The organism is Psychrobacter sp. VH5 (genome assembly GCF_050572635.1).
Taxonomy (GTDB): domain Bacteria; phylum Pseudomonadota; class Gammaproteobacteria; order Pseudomonadales; family Moraxellaceae; genus Psychrobacter; species Psychrobacter celer.
Genome location: NZ_CP192145.1, coordinates 2,038,368 through 2,053,243 on the forward strand (window position 1 = coordinate 2,038,368; position 14,876 = coordinate 2,053,243).

13 protein-coding genes are annotated in these 14,876 nt (G+C 49.0%); 2 read left to right on the top strand and 11 right to left on the bottom strand.

Annotation, left to right across the window (positions count from 1 at the left end; all coding sequences use genetic code 11):
* Positions 1-105: 105 nt before the first annotated feature.
* A complete protein-coding gene (locus ACNFVB_RS08575) occupies positions 106-1,506 on the bottom strand; it encodes a 3-oxoacyl-ACP reductase (RefSeq protein WP_430737209.1) in 1,401 nt (466 codons plus the stop codon).
* A 530-nt stretch (positions 1,507-2,036) separates the two neighbouring features.
* Between ACNFVB_RS08575 and ACNFVB_RS08580 the strand changes: the two genes are divergently transcribed.
* Positions 2,037-3,482 carry an acetyl-CoA C-acetyltransferase gene (locus tag ACNFVB_RS08580; protein ID WP_430737210.1) on the top strand — a complete coding sequence of 482 codons (1,446 nt, stop codon included), beginning with the start codon at positions 2,037-2,039 and terminating at the stop codon, positions 3,480-3,482.
* A 239-nt stretch (positions 3,483-3,721) separates the two neighbouring features.
* A complete protein-coding gene (ppk2, locus tag ACNFVB_RS08585) occupies positions 3,722-4,735 on the top strand; it encodes a polyphosphate kinase 2 (protein WP_430737211.1) in 1,014 nt (337 codons plus the stop codon).
* A 141-nt stretch (positions 4,736-4,876) separates the two neighbouring features.
* On the opposite strand, the gene ACNFVB_RS08590 is transcribed toward ppk2, so the two are convergent.
* The 10 genes from ACNFVB_RS08590 to rsmG all read right to left on the bottom strand — a co-directional run bounded on the left by ACNFVB_RS08590 (position 4,877) and on the right by rsmG (position 14,749).
* Entirely contained in the window at positions 4,877-5,224 is a 348-nt protein-coding gene (locus ACNFVB_RS08590) for a PilZ domain-containing protein (RefSeq protein ID WP_192995332.1), read from the bottom strand.
* 63 nt (positions 5,225-5,287) lie between these two features.
* Positions 5,288-6,406, bottom strand: a complete 1,119-nt coding sequence (locus tag ACNFVB_RS08595; protein WP_430737212.1) for a DNA polymerase III subunit delta' — start codon at positions 6,404-6,406, stop codon at positions 5,288-5,290.
* Between the two features lie 68 nt (positions 6,407-6,474).
* Complete coding sequence (gene kdsB, locus ACNFVB_RS08600; protein WP_430737213.1) at positions 6,475-7,326, bottom strand: 3-deoxy-manno-octulosonate cytidylyltransferase; 852 nt, start codon at positions 7,324-7,326, stop codon at positions 6,475-6,477.
* A 102-nt stretch (positions 7,327-7,428) separates the two neighbouring features.
* Positions 7,429-8,595 (bottom strand): tetraacyldisaccharide 4'-kinase, encoded by a 1,167-nt coding sequence (gene lpxK / locus ACNFVB_RS08605; RefSeq protein WP_430737214.1) that lies wholly within the window; start codon positions 8,593-8,595, stop codon positions 7,429-7,431.
* 50 nt (positions 8,596-8,645) lie between these two features.
* A complete protein-coding gene (msbA, locus tag ACNFVB_RS08610) occupies positions 8,646-10,442 on the bottom strand; it encodes a lipid A export permease/ATP-binding protein MsbA (protein WP_430737215.1) in 1,797 nt (598 codons plus the stop codon).
* A 119-nt stretch (positions 10,443-10,561) separates the two neighbouring features.
* Positions 10,562-10,993 carry an ExbD/TolR family protein gene (locus ACNFVB_RS08615; RefSeq protein WP_105246190.1) on the bottom strand — a complete coding sequence of 144 codons (432 nt, stop codon included), beginning with the start codon at positions 10,991-10,993 and terminating at the stop codon, positions 10,562-10,564.
* A 78-nt stretch (positions 10,994-11,071) separates the two neighbouring features.
* The gene (locus ACNFVB_RS08620; protein WP_274632208.1) at positions 11,072-11,800 is read right to left on the bottom strand and encodes a MotA/TolQ/ExbB proton channel family protein; all 729 of its coding nucleotides are present in this window, start codon (positions 11,798-11,800) and stop codon (positions 11,072-11,074) included.
* A 51-nt stretch (positions 11,801-11,851) separates the two neighbouring features.
* On the bottom strand, positions 11,852-12,985 hold the full coding sequence (locus ACNFVB_RS08625) for a ParB/RepB/Spo0J family partition protein (RefSeq protein WP_430737216.1): 1,134 nt from the start codon (positions 12,983-12,985) through the stop codon (positions 11,852-11,854).
* A gap of 117 nt (positions 12,986-13,102) precedes the next feature.
* Positions 13,103-13,882: a ParA family protein gene (locus tag ACNFVB_RS08630; protein ID WP_198336350.1), complete on the bottom strand. Its 780-nt coding sequence runs from the start codon at positions 13,880-13,882 to the stop codon at positions 13,103-13,105.
* A gap of 150 nt (positions 13,883-14,032) precedes the next feature.
* Positions 14,033-14,749, bottom strand: coding sequence for a 16S rRNA (guanine(527)-N(7))-methyltransferase RsmG (rsmG, locus tag ACNFVB_RS08635; protein WP_430737217.1), 717 nt, complete (start codon positions 14,747-14,749; stop codon positions 14,033-14,035).
* Positions 14,750-14,876: the final 127 nt, after the last annotated feature.

The following is a 14,876-nucleotide window of genomic DNA, read 5'->3' on the forward strand; positions in this document are numbered from 1 at the left end:
CAAGAAAAAACCTCACATTACGATGTGAGCACCGCTTTATTCTTTAGCGACACTTACCTTACTTACTTTTGCCACAGCTTAGCTATGCACGGACAATTGCTTGTCCTAAGCACCCAGTAAGCTTTGACCACAAACGCGAACGATGTTGCCATTTAGGCCACCCGATGCAGGAGAGGCAAGCCAAGCGATGGTCTCGGCCACGTCTACTGGCAGACCGCCTTGGCTCATGGAATTCATGCGGCGACCTGCCTCACGAATAGCAAAAGGGATGGCCTCTGTCATTTGCGTCTCGATAAAGCCTGGTGCCACAGCGTTGATGGTCATACCCTTGGCATTGTCTTGTAACTGTTTGGCGGTAGCATTGACCAGTCCGATGACGCCTGCTTTAGAAGTGGCATAGTTGGTTTGTCCCATGTTGCCTGCGATGCCTGAGATAGATGACACACATACGATACGTGCGTTGTCTTTTAATACATCGTTTTCTAATAGATAGCGATTGAGTCGTGCGATGCTAGCTAGGTTGATATCGATGACCATATCCCACTTTTTTTCATCCATTTTTGCCAACGTCTTATCGCGCGTGACCCCAGCATTGTGAATGATTGAATCAAGCCCACCGCGCTTTTGTGCCGCCTCTGCAATTTGCTTGCCTGCATCCTCGCTGGTGATATCGACTGTCAGCACAGAGCCGCTGATTTCGCTTGCGACTTTTTGTAGATCTGCCTGCTGCTGAGGTACATCTAGGCAGATAACGTGAGCGCCTTCGCGAGCCAATACGCGCGCGATTGCTTCACCGATACCGCGGCTGGCACCTGTCACCAGCATGGTTTTGCCACCTAAAGGCTGTGTCCAGTCGACATCCACAGTGTCGCCTTTACTAACACGTACCACTTGGCCTGACACATACGCTGAGCGCGCTGAGGTAAAGAAACGCAGCGTTGAATCAAGATTTTGCTCAGCACCTTCTTCGACGTAGATCAACTGGGCAGTGATACCACGCTTAAACTCTTTACCAACAGACTTCACAAAACCCTCAAGCGCACGCTGCGCCAAGGCAGCTTCGATGTCTGTGAGGTTTTCTGGCGTACGGCCAATGATGATGACACGGCCTGATTTTTCGACACGGCGCGCCACTGTATGGAAAAATGCGTATACTGCTTTTAGCTGATCGGCGTTACTGATATTACTGGCATCAAATAGCAATACTTTAAACTTATCATCGCCGCCCGTATTGGCTTTTGCGTCTACACCAGCATCAGCCAGCGCATCTTTGATATCGTCGCTACTATTGACGTACACCTCTGCATGGACCTCTGATAAGATGCGGGCCACTGCAGCGCTTACGCTTTTGTCGTCGCCATCAGCGCGACCAACCAACACACTGCCACGTACCAAAGGCTCACCGCTCTCAAAACGATCTAACGTCACTGGCAGTGGTAAACCTAAATTTTTGGCCACTTTTTTGCCAATAGACGACTGAACAAAATCACCATAACGGTCTGACATAATATAATCCCTATAATAAATGGTTAAAATAATTAAAAATGCAATACGCCTATTATATAGACTCACCGGACGCATCGTTATTGATATTTAGTAAATGCATTAAAATCTGGCTTAACTATACACTTCCGCTATAAACAAGTCCAAAAACTGACAAAGTCTACAACAATCTGTAAACAAGCCAGTATACAAGATGGCAACTTTTTTTCGCGTCACCGTGCCTGATACTGTGTTAAAATCAGACCCATAAGTTATGGAAAATGCAGTTATCGATAACAATATATTATCAAATGCATTATTATGCAATGGTAATAATCGAGACGCCTGAGTTTACAAAAATAGTCTGGGTTTTCAAGCCGCTCTTTTGCTTTTAAAACCCTGACCAAGCGGCGACAAATAAGCGTCACATCGTTTGCCAAAGACATACATTACGCTGGTAAAAACGTCTTATCATAGATGACCATAGTAAGTAATAAATAACGGCCAGCAGCCACCTTTTTTCTTTTGTACCCATACTCTTTAAGGATAATATTATGAGTAATAAAAACAATCACCCTGATAGTCCAGTCGTTGAAAGCACTGTCGTAAAGTCTACCGATAGCAGCAGCAATAACAGCAAAAAAACCACTGAGGGCACTGCCGCAGCCGTCAGCAAAACAGCAGCTGCCACCCAATCAAAAAAGGCCAAACCAGCCTCAAACCTAAACCGCGTCGCAATCTTGGGCGGCAACCGTATCCCCTTTGCCCGCTCAAACGGCACTTATGCTGACGTCAGTAATACGGACATGCTAACCGCTGCATTAGATGGTTTGGTCGAGCGTTATAATCTACAAGACGAAATCATCGGAGAGGTCGTCTCTGGTGCGGTCATGAAGCTGAGCCGCGACATCAACTTAACGCGTGAAGCGACGCTAAATACAGCCCTAAACCCTCATACGCCAGCATATGACATCTCACAGGCCTGTGGTACTGGCTTACAAGCGACCCTTGCCTCTGCCAACAAAATCGCCCTTGGTTTGATTGACTCAGCCATCACAGGCGGTGTCGACACCACCTCTGATGCGCCTATCGCTATCGGTGATGGTCTGCGCAAAGTCCTTATCAAACTCGGTGCGGCAAAAGACAACAAGCAGCGTCTAAAAGCACTAATGGGTCTAAACCCTAAAGATTTAATCGACACCCCACAAAACGGTGAGCCACGTACCGGCCTATCAATGGGTGAGCACCAAGCCATCACCACGCTTGAGTGGAATATCAGCCGCGAAGCCCAAGACGAGCTGGCGTTTAACAGCCACAAAAACCTAGCACGTGCTTATGACGAAGGCTTCTTTGACGACCTTATCACGCCATATAAAGGCTTGACTCGTGACAACAACTTGCGCCCCGACACCACGCTCGAAAAGTTGGGCAAGCTAAAGCCAGTATTTGGTAAAAAGAACGCCAACCCAACCATGACAGCGGCCAACTCTACCCCCCTCACTGATGGCGCCTCTTGTGTCCTACTCGGTACGGATGAGTGGGCAAAAGAACACAGCCTCAAGCCATTGGCGTACATCGCGCACCAAGAAACAGCGGCTGTTGATTTCATCGGCAAGTCAGGTACTACTGAAGGCTTGCTAATGGCACCTGCCTATGCGGTACCGCGTATGCTTGAGCGTGCTGGCCTAACGCTGCAAGACTTCGACTTTTATGAAATCCACGAAGCGTTTGCGTCACAAGTGCTCTCAACGCTTGCAGCATGGGAAGATGAGACATTCTGTCAAGAACGTCTGGGTCTTGATGCGCCACTTGGCTCCATCGATCGTAGCAAGCTAAACGTAAATGGCTCATCATTGGCAGCAGGCCATCCATTTGCAGCGACAGGCGGCCGTATCCTAGCCACTGCAGCTAAGCTACTGGATCAAAAAGGCTCAGGCCGCGCCCTGATCTCTATCTGTGCAGCAGGTGGCCAAGGCGTCACGTGTATCCTAGAAAAATAATATCGCCATTGTCTGTTTAGCAGACAGATAGCTTCGGTTGTCTAAAACACCCATTAATCACGCGATTAATGGGTGTTTTTTTGTGCATACAATCGGCCAATAAAACCAATGACCGCTGCCTTATCAAAGACCACTTCACACAATAATCAAACGCACCTACCGCCTAGTCCCACTGCCAGATGTGCTAAAGTAAAGACCACAACAAACAAAATCATAATAATATTTGGCAGGAGCTTTTTATGAGTAAAATTCCTTCGGCGATTGACCCAAAACTCTTAACCATACAAGAGCGTCAAAATCTTAGCCCACCCGAGCAAAACAGCTTTATCAGTCGGATGAACAAGGAAGTGTTTGATGATGAGCTGCGCCGCAAAATGCACGAAGACCTTATCGACACCTATGATGAAGAGCTAGAAAACGAAATAGATGATTATGTGCGTGATTTTCGTTTTGATGGGCGGGAGATGAGCGAGCAAGAAAGGCTGGATCGCCGACTGTACTTTCAGGAGCTGGTGCGCCTGCAGCGCGAGCTTATCAAGCTACAAGACTGGGTAGTCGATCGCGGCGAGCGTATCGTTGTGATATTTGAAGGACGCGACTCGGCGGGCAAAGGCGGCGCGATCAAACGCATCACCCAGCGCCTAAACCCACGGGTATGCCGCGTCGCTGCTCTGCCCGCACCGACAGAGCGTGAGCAGTCGCAGTGGTACTTTCAGCGTTATGTCGCTCACTTGCCAGCGGCTGGCGAGATCGTCTTGTTTGATCGCAGCTGGTACAACCGCGTCGGGGTTGAGCGCGTCATGGGGTTTTGTACCGATGCTCAGTATGAGGAGTTTTTTCAGTCGGTGCCTGAGTTTGAACGCATGCTCGTGCGCTCGGGTATTCGCTTGGTCAAATACTGGTTTTCGATCACCGATGACGAGCAGCATTCACGCTTTATGAGCCGTATTCATGACCCACTAAAACAGTGGAAGCTCTCCCCAATGGATTTGGAGTCGCGGCGACGCTGGGAGGACTACACCAAAGCCAAAGAAACCATGTTTGAGCGCACTCATATTCCTGAAGCGCCGTGGTGGGTGGTAGAAGGCAATAACAAAAAACGCGCGCGTCTTAATTGTATCGCCCATCTGCTCGAGCAAATCCCTTATAAAGAAGTACCGCGTGATGAGGTCGAGCTACCAGAGCGCAAACGCGATGATGAATATTACCGCGAGCCTATCCCAGATGATATGTACGTGCCGCCGCGTTATTAACGACTTACGATTATCTTGTCCTACTCTGTCTCAAACAAAAAGGCCGCGGTATCTTAAATGAGATACCGCGGCCTTTTTTATACTTTATACGCCTAGCATAGCCATAGCCATAGCATGCCAGTCATCACCATAACGCGTCAGCTACATGGTATAAGTAGACTGCAAACTGTCAATTTTGCCAGCCAATAAACGCTCTACTTCGTTTTTGATTCTTTGCCCTGCGATATCGGTGCCGATTTGTACCGCAAAACCGGCTGGCCGGCCGCTTTGGCTTTTAGAGTTGATCCACACCACCTTACCATTCATCGGTAAACGCTCGCTGGAGTTTGGCAACGTGATGGCAATAAACACTTCATCGCCCAACTGCTGTGGACGATCAGACGGTACAAATAACGCTCCATTGGTCACAAAAGATAAGTAGCTGGCATATAGCGTTTCGATGTCTTCAATATGGCAGGTTAAGACCCCGCCGCGTCCTGGCATGGCCATAGTCAGCTTCCTTTAGTCATTGGGTTAAATGTTTATGAGTGAGCGCTCGTTTTAAATATTGGTTTATAAACGCGCCAATTCTTGCATCAGCTTATCATAGGCAAATTTTTCTTGCACATTTTGTTGTAGCGCAACTTTGCTTTGCTGCAAGTGATGAGAAAATACTTCTATAGCACTGTCGTCAGGGGTACTGCCATCAGCCTGATCGCTCGTAAGCGCTGTCCAATTGATGTCTTGCTGTAGTACTGCTAGACCTAAACAGACGCGGCGTATGTCGAGCAGCATCAGCTCAGAGAGCTGAATAAATTCTATAATACTAAGCTGTGATTGCCAATAGTCACTAGCCGCCACGCTACTACGTTTGCCACTTCGCAGCGCCAGCCAAGTCGTCAGCCACAAGGCACGCTTGCTATACCATGGGGCGTTGGCCAAGGCGATCGCAGCGAGCGGCGCGCCGTTAGCCAGCTGTATAAGCTGGCGAAGCGCGGCTGGGCTCACGGCTTCACGGTTGACCGTCGCCCCAAGTGCCTGCGTTACATAATCCATGGCAACTGCAGGCTCAATCGTCTGTAACGCCAACTGCTGGACGCGGCTTTTGATCGTGGGTAACAGTTGGGCTGGACTGTCGCTAATCAAAAACAAATGGACCTGCGCTTGCGGCTCCTCCAAGGTCTTGAGCAGCGCGTTGGCAGCAGCGACCGTCATTTGCTCTGCATGGTCTAACACACAGATGCGCAGGCCTTGGCCGCCTTGGTAAATAAAGGGCTGTAGCGCGCGGATGTCATCTACTTTTATTTTTAAGGCGCTATTGCTTGTGGTCTTGGTGTTTTTTTTACCGGCTTTTTCTTGAGCTTCTATATTATCGATACTGACTGGCATACTTATCAGTGGCAGCGTCTGCAAGCTTGGATGTGTACCAGATCTGAGCCACTGACAGCTATCGCACGTGGCACACGCCCCTTGCGGATGGGTTGCACGCTCACGGCATAACAGCCACGCCACCAGACGCCAAACAAAAGCACGTTTGCCCATGCCTTGCATGCCTGCGGCCAGTAGAGCATGCGGCAAAGTCTGCTGCCGAGTGACGCGGTCAGTGAGCTGTGACCATAATACTTGCTGCCATGGCAATAATGGCGCAAAGTAAATATCATCTGCCGTCTTTGATGCACCTATATTTTCCATTGTATGACCTATGGCTCCAGCTTTATAAAATGACTTGAAAGCTTAATGGTAGTTTTGCTTAGGCTATTTTAGTTAGTGGTGCTGCTCGGGCTCTGAAAGTCGGTAAATGCCATTGCATTGAGGCGATCCAAGTCCTCTTGAGTATCGACCCCAGCCGGCAGATGACACGCTGCGGTCGCGATAGCAATATGGCCGCCGTTTTCTAGTACGCGTAGTTGTTCCAGACTCTCCAAGGTCTCAAGCGGGGTCTGTGGCCAATGTACAAACTGCTGTAGCAAGCTCACGCGGTACGCATAAAGCCCCAAATGCCGATAAGCGTTTTTGGGTGGTTGCTTGTTTGGCTCGTCTGCCAATACCACATCACGGTCACAAGGAATAGGCGCGCGGCTAAAATATAGCGCGCGCTGCAGTGCATTGGTATATTGACTGACGACCTTGACCACTGAGGGACGCAAAAAAGTCTCATAATCATCGATCGGCTCACACAAGGTGGCCATGACGCTGGCTTTATCCGCGACCAATAGATCCTTTACTTGTTCTAATAATAAAGGCGGCACCAGCGGCTCATCGCCTTGCATGTTGATGACGATATCCTGATCAGCCCAGCCTTTGATGGCTGCAACTTCCGCTAAGCGATCTGTACCCGAAGCATGCTCGCGGCTGGTCATCACCACCTCAAACCCTGCGTCCATACACACCTGAGCAATGCGCTCATCATCAGTTGCGATACACATGTCATCAGCAAAATGTGCCGCTTGCGCCTTTTCAGCGACCCACAAAATCATCGGCTTGCCATGAATAGCTAATAACGGCTTGCCAGGTAGTCGAGTACTCTTAAAACGGGCAGGAATCACAATGTGAGTTTTGGCAGCAGCCATAGACGCAGTAGCAGGGTCAATGACAGGCTCAATGTTAGACATGGTTATTTCCTTAGCAGAGTTGATGTGACGTACAGTCTTATATATTTTTGATAATGGCTATCTTTGATAATGACTGTTTTTAGAGCCGCTTTATTTTTTTGTTTATTTTAGCGCCTGATGAGATTTGATATCGATATCCAGTCTCTGTAATTGCTCTGTCAATAAGCGGTAGCAATCATCAGAGAGCACGGCGGTGACTGGCAATACCCAGAGCCTACTCACCAGCGCTTGGTAGTCATCATCTAGCGCATTATCAGCCATGGCTTTTGAGAGTAATGCTTTGATTTTTACCGCGTCTTTTGTGGTAACGACAATAGGATGCTGAAGATACTGTAGCAGCTCCGCCAAAGTAAACTCATAATGATCTGGATAAGGATGAGCGATAACCTCAAAGCCTAAATCTGTGAGCGTCTCAAAAAAACGCTGCGGATAGCCGATGCCGCTGACTGCATGTACTTGACTGCCTGTCTTTGGCGCTGCCGGATGATCTTGCTGCTCACTTGTCTGTATATCGGCCTTCGCAGCGTTTGGTTTTTGGGTATTCGCCAATGCAGGTGCCCATAAAGGCTGCATGCTGTCCGCTTGCATATACATAAGCAGGCGCTGATTCGGCTGCTTTTGCTTGCTTGCGTGCTCGACGGCTGAACTTGTCTGTTGCTTGCTATGATACACAACAGTGGCACCCTTAAGCCGAGACAATGGCTCACGTAAAAACCCTGTCGGTAGTAGCTGCTTATTACCAAAACCGCGAGCGGTGTCCACGACGATCCACTCTATATCACGCTGCAGTGCATAATGCTGCAAGCCATCATCAGCAATGATCAGTTGCAAGTCTGGATGAGTGGCCAATAACGTGGTGATAGCTTGCTGCCGATTGGGACTGACTGCCATCGGTGCGCCTGTCATATTAACGATCAAACACGGCTCATCGCCGACCACGCTAGGGGTACTGCTGGCATCGACCAGCGCTGGCATCTGGCTGGTATCGCCGCCATAGCCGCGACTAATCACCCCCACCTTGATACGATGTACCGCTTGTAGATAGCTCACCAACTCAATAATCAGTGGCGTCTTGCCGCTACCGCCTACACTGATATTACCGATGACCATGACAGGTATGGGCGCCCGATAGCTGGCAAACACCCCCCATCGATAAGCCTGACGACGCAGCGTGATGATGAGACCATATAGCCAACTAATAGGCAACAGCAGCCATAGCCAAGCGGCTTTGCGTTGCCATGCACGCGTCACTGTCGTCTCAATACTCAAGGCTGGTTGCTCACTTATTCGTTGATTTGAAGCTTTATACGCACTGACGGCTACTCAAAATCGCGGGCATACATCTGGGCATAATGACCTTGCTTTTGCATCAGCTCATCATGGGTGCCCAGCTCTACAAGCTGACCACCATCCAAGACTGCGATACGATCGGCGGACTCAATGGTCGTCAATCGATGAGCAATGACCAATGTCGTCCGGTCTTTCATAACATTATCAAGTGCCTGCTGGATATAGTACTCTGACTCATTGTCCAGCGCGCTGGTCGCCTCATCTAATATAAGAATCGGTGCATCTTTTAGCAGTGCCCGAGCGATAGACAAACGCTGACGCTGACCACCTGACAGCTGCAGACCTTCAGCGCCGATTTCGCTTTGATAGCCATTTGGCAGCTTCATAATAAAATCATGAGCAAACGCATCTTTGGCTGCTTTTTCTACCTCTGCTTGGCTTTTATTGGCCAAACTGCCATAAGCGATGTTATTAAAAACAGTGGTATTAAATAGCACCACCTGCTGATTGACCATCGCAATCTGCGCACGCAGACTCTCAAGCTTGATATCCTCAATCGGCCGTCCATCCAAGGTAATCTGCCCCGAGGAGGTCGGCAAGGTACGCGTCAACAAATTGACCAATGAAGACTTACCAGCGCCGCTGCGCCCTACCAAGGCTACCGTCTCCCCTGCTCGCACATCCAGCGTAAAGTCGCGCAGCGCTACGGTCGAATCGGGATACACCAAACTGATATTGTCCAGAGATATCTCCCCAGACAACGCTGGGCTGACCGTGCCGGTGTCTTTTTCTTCTGGCTCATCAAGTAGCGCAAAGATGGACTCACCCGCGGCAATGCCTTTTTGCAATTTTTGATTGACATCGGTCAGAGATCGAACTGGCTTACTGAGCAGTCCTGCCGCGGCGATATACGAGATAAACTCACCGGCAGAGATATTATCGATCACCGATGGTCTAAGGGCCAGCCAAACCACCACCGACATCGCCATGGCCATCAGCAGCTGTACCGCTGGGGTATTGATACTGTTGGTCACGACGACCTTCATACCTTGGCGCAGGTTCTTTTTGGAGGCTTTATCAAAACGCTCGGCTTCGTAAGCTTGACCGCCGTAGTTTTTGACCACCTGATAGCCACCGATGACTTCATTGGTGATATGGCTGACATCCCCCATGGTTTCTTGGATGCCTTTTGACAACTTGAGATAACGCTTGGATGCGATGCGAATCAGCCACAATATGGGCGGCAACACCACAAACAAAATCAAGGTCAAACGCCAATTACTATAGAACAAAAATCCAATCAGACCAATCACAGTCAAACCATCTCGCAACACCGTTTTCATCGAGTCGGTACTGGCAGCGGTGACTTGCTCGACGTCAAATATCAACTTTGAGGAGATAGTGCCTGCCGGATTGGCCAAATAAAACGCACTCGGCAAACGCAGCAGCTTATTAAACACCTCCACACGCAGCTCATACACCAAGTTGCGCGACACCAATGCGGAGTAATAGTTACCCAAAAAGCTACCCACACCGCGAACAAAGAACAGACCAATAATAAGCAGTGGAAACAAATCTTGCTTGCTTTGGTCATTTTGATTGATGGCATCAGTGATGTATTGCAGCAGTTTGGCAATCCAAATCTCGGTTGCCGCATTGATCGCAAACCCCACAACCGTCAGCAGCAACGCCCACCAGTACGGTTTAAGATAACGTAGCAGCCGCAGCAATGTCTGGTATTTCGACGTACCTGAGGGCGCAGCCGACTGTTTTTTTGCATTTTTTGCAGACGGTTTTGTAGCGTTTGATGAATAAGCTTGGCTCATAAAAGCCTCAATTTGGGTGTCATAACATGAATGGACTGCATCTATACTGCGCCTTCAAGAGCTGCGGCTTCACAGAACTACAGCTTTACAGATAAGTGCGGCATCGAGCACGCCATATATTATTGCGGTAACGATTGGCCAAGCGGCACAACCGTACTGATATTTAGGTTCAAAAACCCCATTTTGCCAGCGACATCCATCACACGCACGACTGATTGATGCGTGGCATTGGCATCTGCCGCGATGACAAAAAGCATCTCACGATTGCTGCCGGCTTCTTGCTGAAGCATACTGGTCAGCTCCGCTTCATTGCTGCTCGCAAGTGTGATGCCATTGACAAGGTAGCTACCATCTTCTTGCACTGCCACTTCGATGGTATTGTTCTGCTCTGTCAGCGCCACCCCTTCTGCCTCAGGGAGAATGATGTTTAAACGGCTAAAATGATTGAACGAGGTGGCCAGCAATAAAAACACGATTAGGAATAATAAACAATCAATCATCGGTGTTAGATTGATTTCAAGGGGCTCGACCGTCGGTTTTCTAAAGCGCATACCATTCTCTTTAATTGACTCAATACCACACTTGGTAGAATACTGATAACGTAGAATACTGATAACCACTGACGCAGATTATGAGGTCATGGCTGCTTCAGCATTGACCTCCCCATGCATAGCAGGCGCTGAGTCTGCCGCGCCCTCTACTGCAGCAGAAGGAAACTGACGCCTATCCGCCAGGTTACTATCTGCTAGCAGGTGATAGTCGTATAGCTCTTGAATCATCAAGCCCGCTTGGGTCTCAAACTGTGCATTGATATCAATGATACGGCGCTGAAAATAGCGATAGGCCACCAGTGCAGGGATGGCCACAATCATCCCTGCAGCTGTGGTTATCAGCGCTTGTGATACCCCAGCGGCTAGCATCGTCGGGTCCTGCATCGCGCCATCAGTAATTGCCAAAAACGATGAAATAATACCCAGTACAGTACCCAATAGCCCAAGCAGTGGGGCAATCGCGCCGATGGTGCCGAGCATGTTGATGTTTTTTTCTAACTGATGGATTTGCACACTGGCACGGTTTTGCATGTGCATGGTCATCGATTCTAGCCCATACTGGCGATAGAGCAGCCCTGTCGCTAGGATATCGCCTAATGGGGTTTTTTCTTTAACGTTCATCAGCTGAGTGCGGCCGATATCACCGTTTTCACGCAAGCGTGTGATTAGCTGTTCACGCAGTCTGCTTGGAACGATTTTGTTAAACTGTAAGGTATGACTACGCTCGATAATGATGACCAATGCCAAAATTGAGCACAATACAATCGGCGTCATCAACCAACCACCTGCCTTTACCAACTCCCACATATTGCTTCTCTTTTATGTTTTTTTAAATAGTTGTTATAAAGATGGCGCTTGTTAAGCCTGCGCTTCTATCTGTTTGATCAAAGCGGCCAGCTGGTCTTGACTATGAAAAAATATCTCGACACTGCCCTGCCCGTCTTTTTTGTGCTTAAGCTTTACTTCAGCGCCGAGCATATCTGTCAGGCGCTGGGTTAGACGCTCGACGTCACGTGATTGCACTTGCTCAGCGCGGCTGACTTTTGGCGCAGGCTGGAGGATAGATTTTACCAGTTTCTCAGCTTCGCGTACCGTCATGCCGCCATCGATGATCTTTTGGGCGATGATCGGCTGCTGCTCAGAAGAGAGCGCCAACAGGGTACGCGCGTGCCCCATATCAAGCGCATTGTTGGCCAAATGATCTTTGACCGTGTCATGCAGCTGGTTGAGACGCAGCAAGTTTGACACAGTGGTACGCGCCTTACCGACTACCTCAGCGATCATCGCATGGCTCATGCCAAACTCGGTATGAAAGCGCTGCAGTGCAGCGGCTTGTTCAATCACGGATAAGTCTTCACGCTGGATATTTTCAATCAATGCTAGCGCAATCGCCAGCTCATCAGACAAAGCGCGTTCAATCGCTGGAATGACTGGCTTACCTGCCATCTTGGCCGCACGCCAGCGCCGCTCACCTGCGATGATTTCGTGCGTGACAAAATCCTCACTCTTATCCTCACTGGCCAGTAGTGGACGAATCACGATAGGCTGCATAACGCCATGCTGCTCGATAGACGACGCCAACTCTGCCAGCGCCGTTTCACTCATATCACGGCGCGGCTGGTATTTACCCGCTTGCAGGCGTTTGACATCGATCTGCACCAAGCTGATTTGATCTTCAAGCGCACTGTTGTCTGTACCTGTGGTACGCGGTTTGGTCGCTGCCTTGTTTGTAGCCCGTGATTTTCGGCCACTGCTATCAGGCGCGCGCGTTTGAGTTTTAGCAGCATTGGTACGCTCAGAGCGAGTCGCGACACTAAGCGCTTTTGCGTTCATGTTTGATGGCGAGGTATCTGACGTGTCGACGGGCGCAGCATTGCCACGTGCAGCCATATCGTCTTGCAAGGCAGAGGCGGTAATTTGCTTTTCTTTTTTGATTGACCCTAATAAGGCATCTAAACCTCGATTGGCCGCCAACCCTCTCTTTTTCGCCATGATTACCTATCCTCTAACACTAAAATAAAAGCCCATTTTTTACAAATGCGGCTTACTCATTACTTATAAATATGATAGTTACTGCTTATCTACTCTAACGCTGGCCACGCTGCGTTTTTAGGCGCTTTGCTTGATCACTTCAGCGGCCAGTTTTTGGTAAGCGCGCGACCCTTTTGACCACCTCTCATACGCAATCACCGGCAGACCATGAGCAGGTGCTTCTGCCAGACGAATGTTTCTGGGGATATGGGTTTTGTACATGATATCGCCAAAATGCGCCTCAAGCTCGGCTGAGACATCGCGTGCGAGTGTGTTACGTGCATCATATAGGGTTCTTACGACGCCGCGTATATAAAGATTTGGATTGAGCTCAGTTAAACGCTCAATAGTCTGCGACAAGTCGGCCAGCCCTTCTAGCGCATAGTATTCGCATTGCATTGGAATAATCACGCCGTCAGTTGCCACCAAAGCATTGATTGTCAATAAATTCAAGCTCGGCGCGCAATCGATAATCACATAATCATAAGCCGGTGTGTTGGTAGCGGCTTGCTGCTCTACCAGCGCCGCCATGGCATTTTTAAACAGCTCATGACTGTCTGTTTTGTTCATCAAAGTGATGTCCATACCTGCCAAATCTCGGTTGGCACCAATCACATCAAACCCAGCAGGACTGGAGACAATCGCATCAGCCAGCGAGACGCCATCGAGCAGCACATCAGCGATGGTCAAGGACAGCTCGTTTTTATCGACACCTGTACCACTGGTCGCATTGCCTTGTGGGTCTAGGTCAATCAGCAGGACACGCTTGCGCTTAGCAGCCAAGCTGGCGGTCAAATTTACCGCCGTCGTGGTTTTACCCACGCCGCCTTTTTGATTGGCAATTGCTATGATTTCCATACACTCACTCAATTTTAATAGGATCTATTACGGTTATTCTCTTTTTTACTGACGCTTGCAATCACAACACCCTGCAACCTTGAGACTCATCAATATATGCTATTTGGATATCAAGGTAAACGATGTTTCACGACCGCACGGGCTCATAGCTTAGACATTTTTAGCAGACAATTCAATCAAATGACGACTATCATGTAAACGCGGCACTGTTAACTTTATGGTGTCGATACGCCAGTCATGCTCGAGCGCTTGCAGCTCTTCATCGCTTGGCACTTTGCCCTTCATCGCGCACAATCGTCCCTCTGCGGCCAGTCTTGGCTGTGCCACGTGGACAAAATCAATCAGGCTGGCAAAAGCACGCGAGGTCACCACCTTATAACTGGCCTCGTGCGCCTCGATACGAGAAGCAATAGGCTGCATATTATGCAGGCCAAGCTCACTACTGATTTGTTTGATAAAGCGAATTTTTTTCTGATTGCTGTCCAAGGCTGTGCAAGCGCGCTCAGGCTGGCAAATCGCGATAATAACGGCTGGCAGCCCTGCCCCTGTACCAATATCTAACAGTGACCCTGACGGCAAATGCGGTATAATAGCCAAACAATCAATCACATGCTTGATCAGTGCTTCTTTGGGATCAGTAATGGCGGTGAGATTATAAGCCTTATTCCACAATAAAAGCTGATCTAAGTACAATAATAGCGTGCGCTGCTGCGTCTCACTCAAAGACAAACCCAGCTCATTGGTCGCTTGTGCCAACGTATCGGCCAGTGCTGGCAGCTGTGTGCCAAGTTTAACAAATCCGGCCGGATCAATAGCGGCATGATCCAAGCTGGTAGATGATGAGTTTTTTTTGGCAGAAGCTGACATAAGGCGCATTATCCAGTTTTGACATGTGAACCGTTTATTTTATCACGCACTCCGCGTATTGAATAGTTGCAGATTGCCCCAATGTGAGACATCTTATACTATCTGCGCAGTCTTTGAGGCGTTATTG

What these genes read in the sequence shown, in the direction of transcription:
- ACNFVB_RS08575 (WP_430737209.1), bottom strand. Translation starts at nt 1,506, where the DNA reads ATGTCAGACCGTTATGGTGATTTTGTTCAGTCGTCTATTGGCAAAAAA.
- ACNFVB_RS08580 (WP_430737210.1), top strand. Translation starts at nt 2,037, where the DNA reads ATGAGTAATAAAAACAATCACCCTGATAGTCCAGTCGTTGAAAGCACT.
- ppk2 (WP_430737211.1), top strand. Translation starts at nt 3,722, where the DNA reads ATGAGTAAAATTCCTTCGGCGATTGACCCAAAACTCTTAACCATACAA.
- ACNFVB_RS08590 (WP_192995332.1), bottom strand. Translation starts at nt 5,224, where the DNA reads ATGGCCATGCCAGGACGCGGCGGGGTCTTAACCTGCCATATTGAAGAC.
- ACNFVB_RS08595 (WP_430737212.1), bottom strand. Translation starts at nt 6,406, where the DNA reads ATGGAAAATATAGGTGCATCAAAGACGGCAGATGATATTTACTTTGCG.
- kdsB (WP_430737213.1), bottom strand. Translation starts at nt 7,326, where the DNA reads ATGTCTAACATTGAGCCTGTCATTGACCCTGCTACTGCGTCTATGGCT.
- msbA (WP_430737215.1), bottom strand. Translation starts at nt 10,442, where the DNA reads ATGAGCCAAGCTTATTCATCAAACGCTACAAAACCGTCTGCAAAAAAT.
- ACNFVB_RS08615 (WP_105246190.1), bottom strand. Translation starts at nt 10,993, where the DNA reads ATGCGCTTTAGAAAACCGACGGTCGAGCCCCTTGAAATCAATCTAACA.
- ACNFVB_RS08620 (WP_274632208.1), bottom strand. Translation starts at nt 11,800, where the DNA reads ATGTGGGAGTTGGTAAAGGCAGGTGGTTGGTTGATGACGCCGATTGTA.
- ACNFVB_RS08625 (WP_430737216.1), bottom strand. Translation starts at nt 12,985, where the DNA reads ATGGCGAAAAAGAGAGGGTTGGCGGCCAATCGAGGTTTAGATGCCTTA.
- ACNFVB_RS08630 (WP_198336350.1), bottom strand. Translation starts at nt 13,882, where the DNA reads ATGGAAATCATAGCAATTGCCAATCAAAAAGGCGGCGTGGGTAAAACC.
- rsmG (WP_430737217.1), bottom strand. Translation starts at nt 14,749, where the DNA reads ATGTCAGCTTCTGCCAAAAAAAACTCATCATCTACCAGCTTGGATCAT.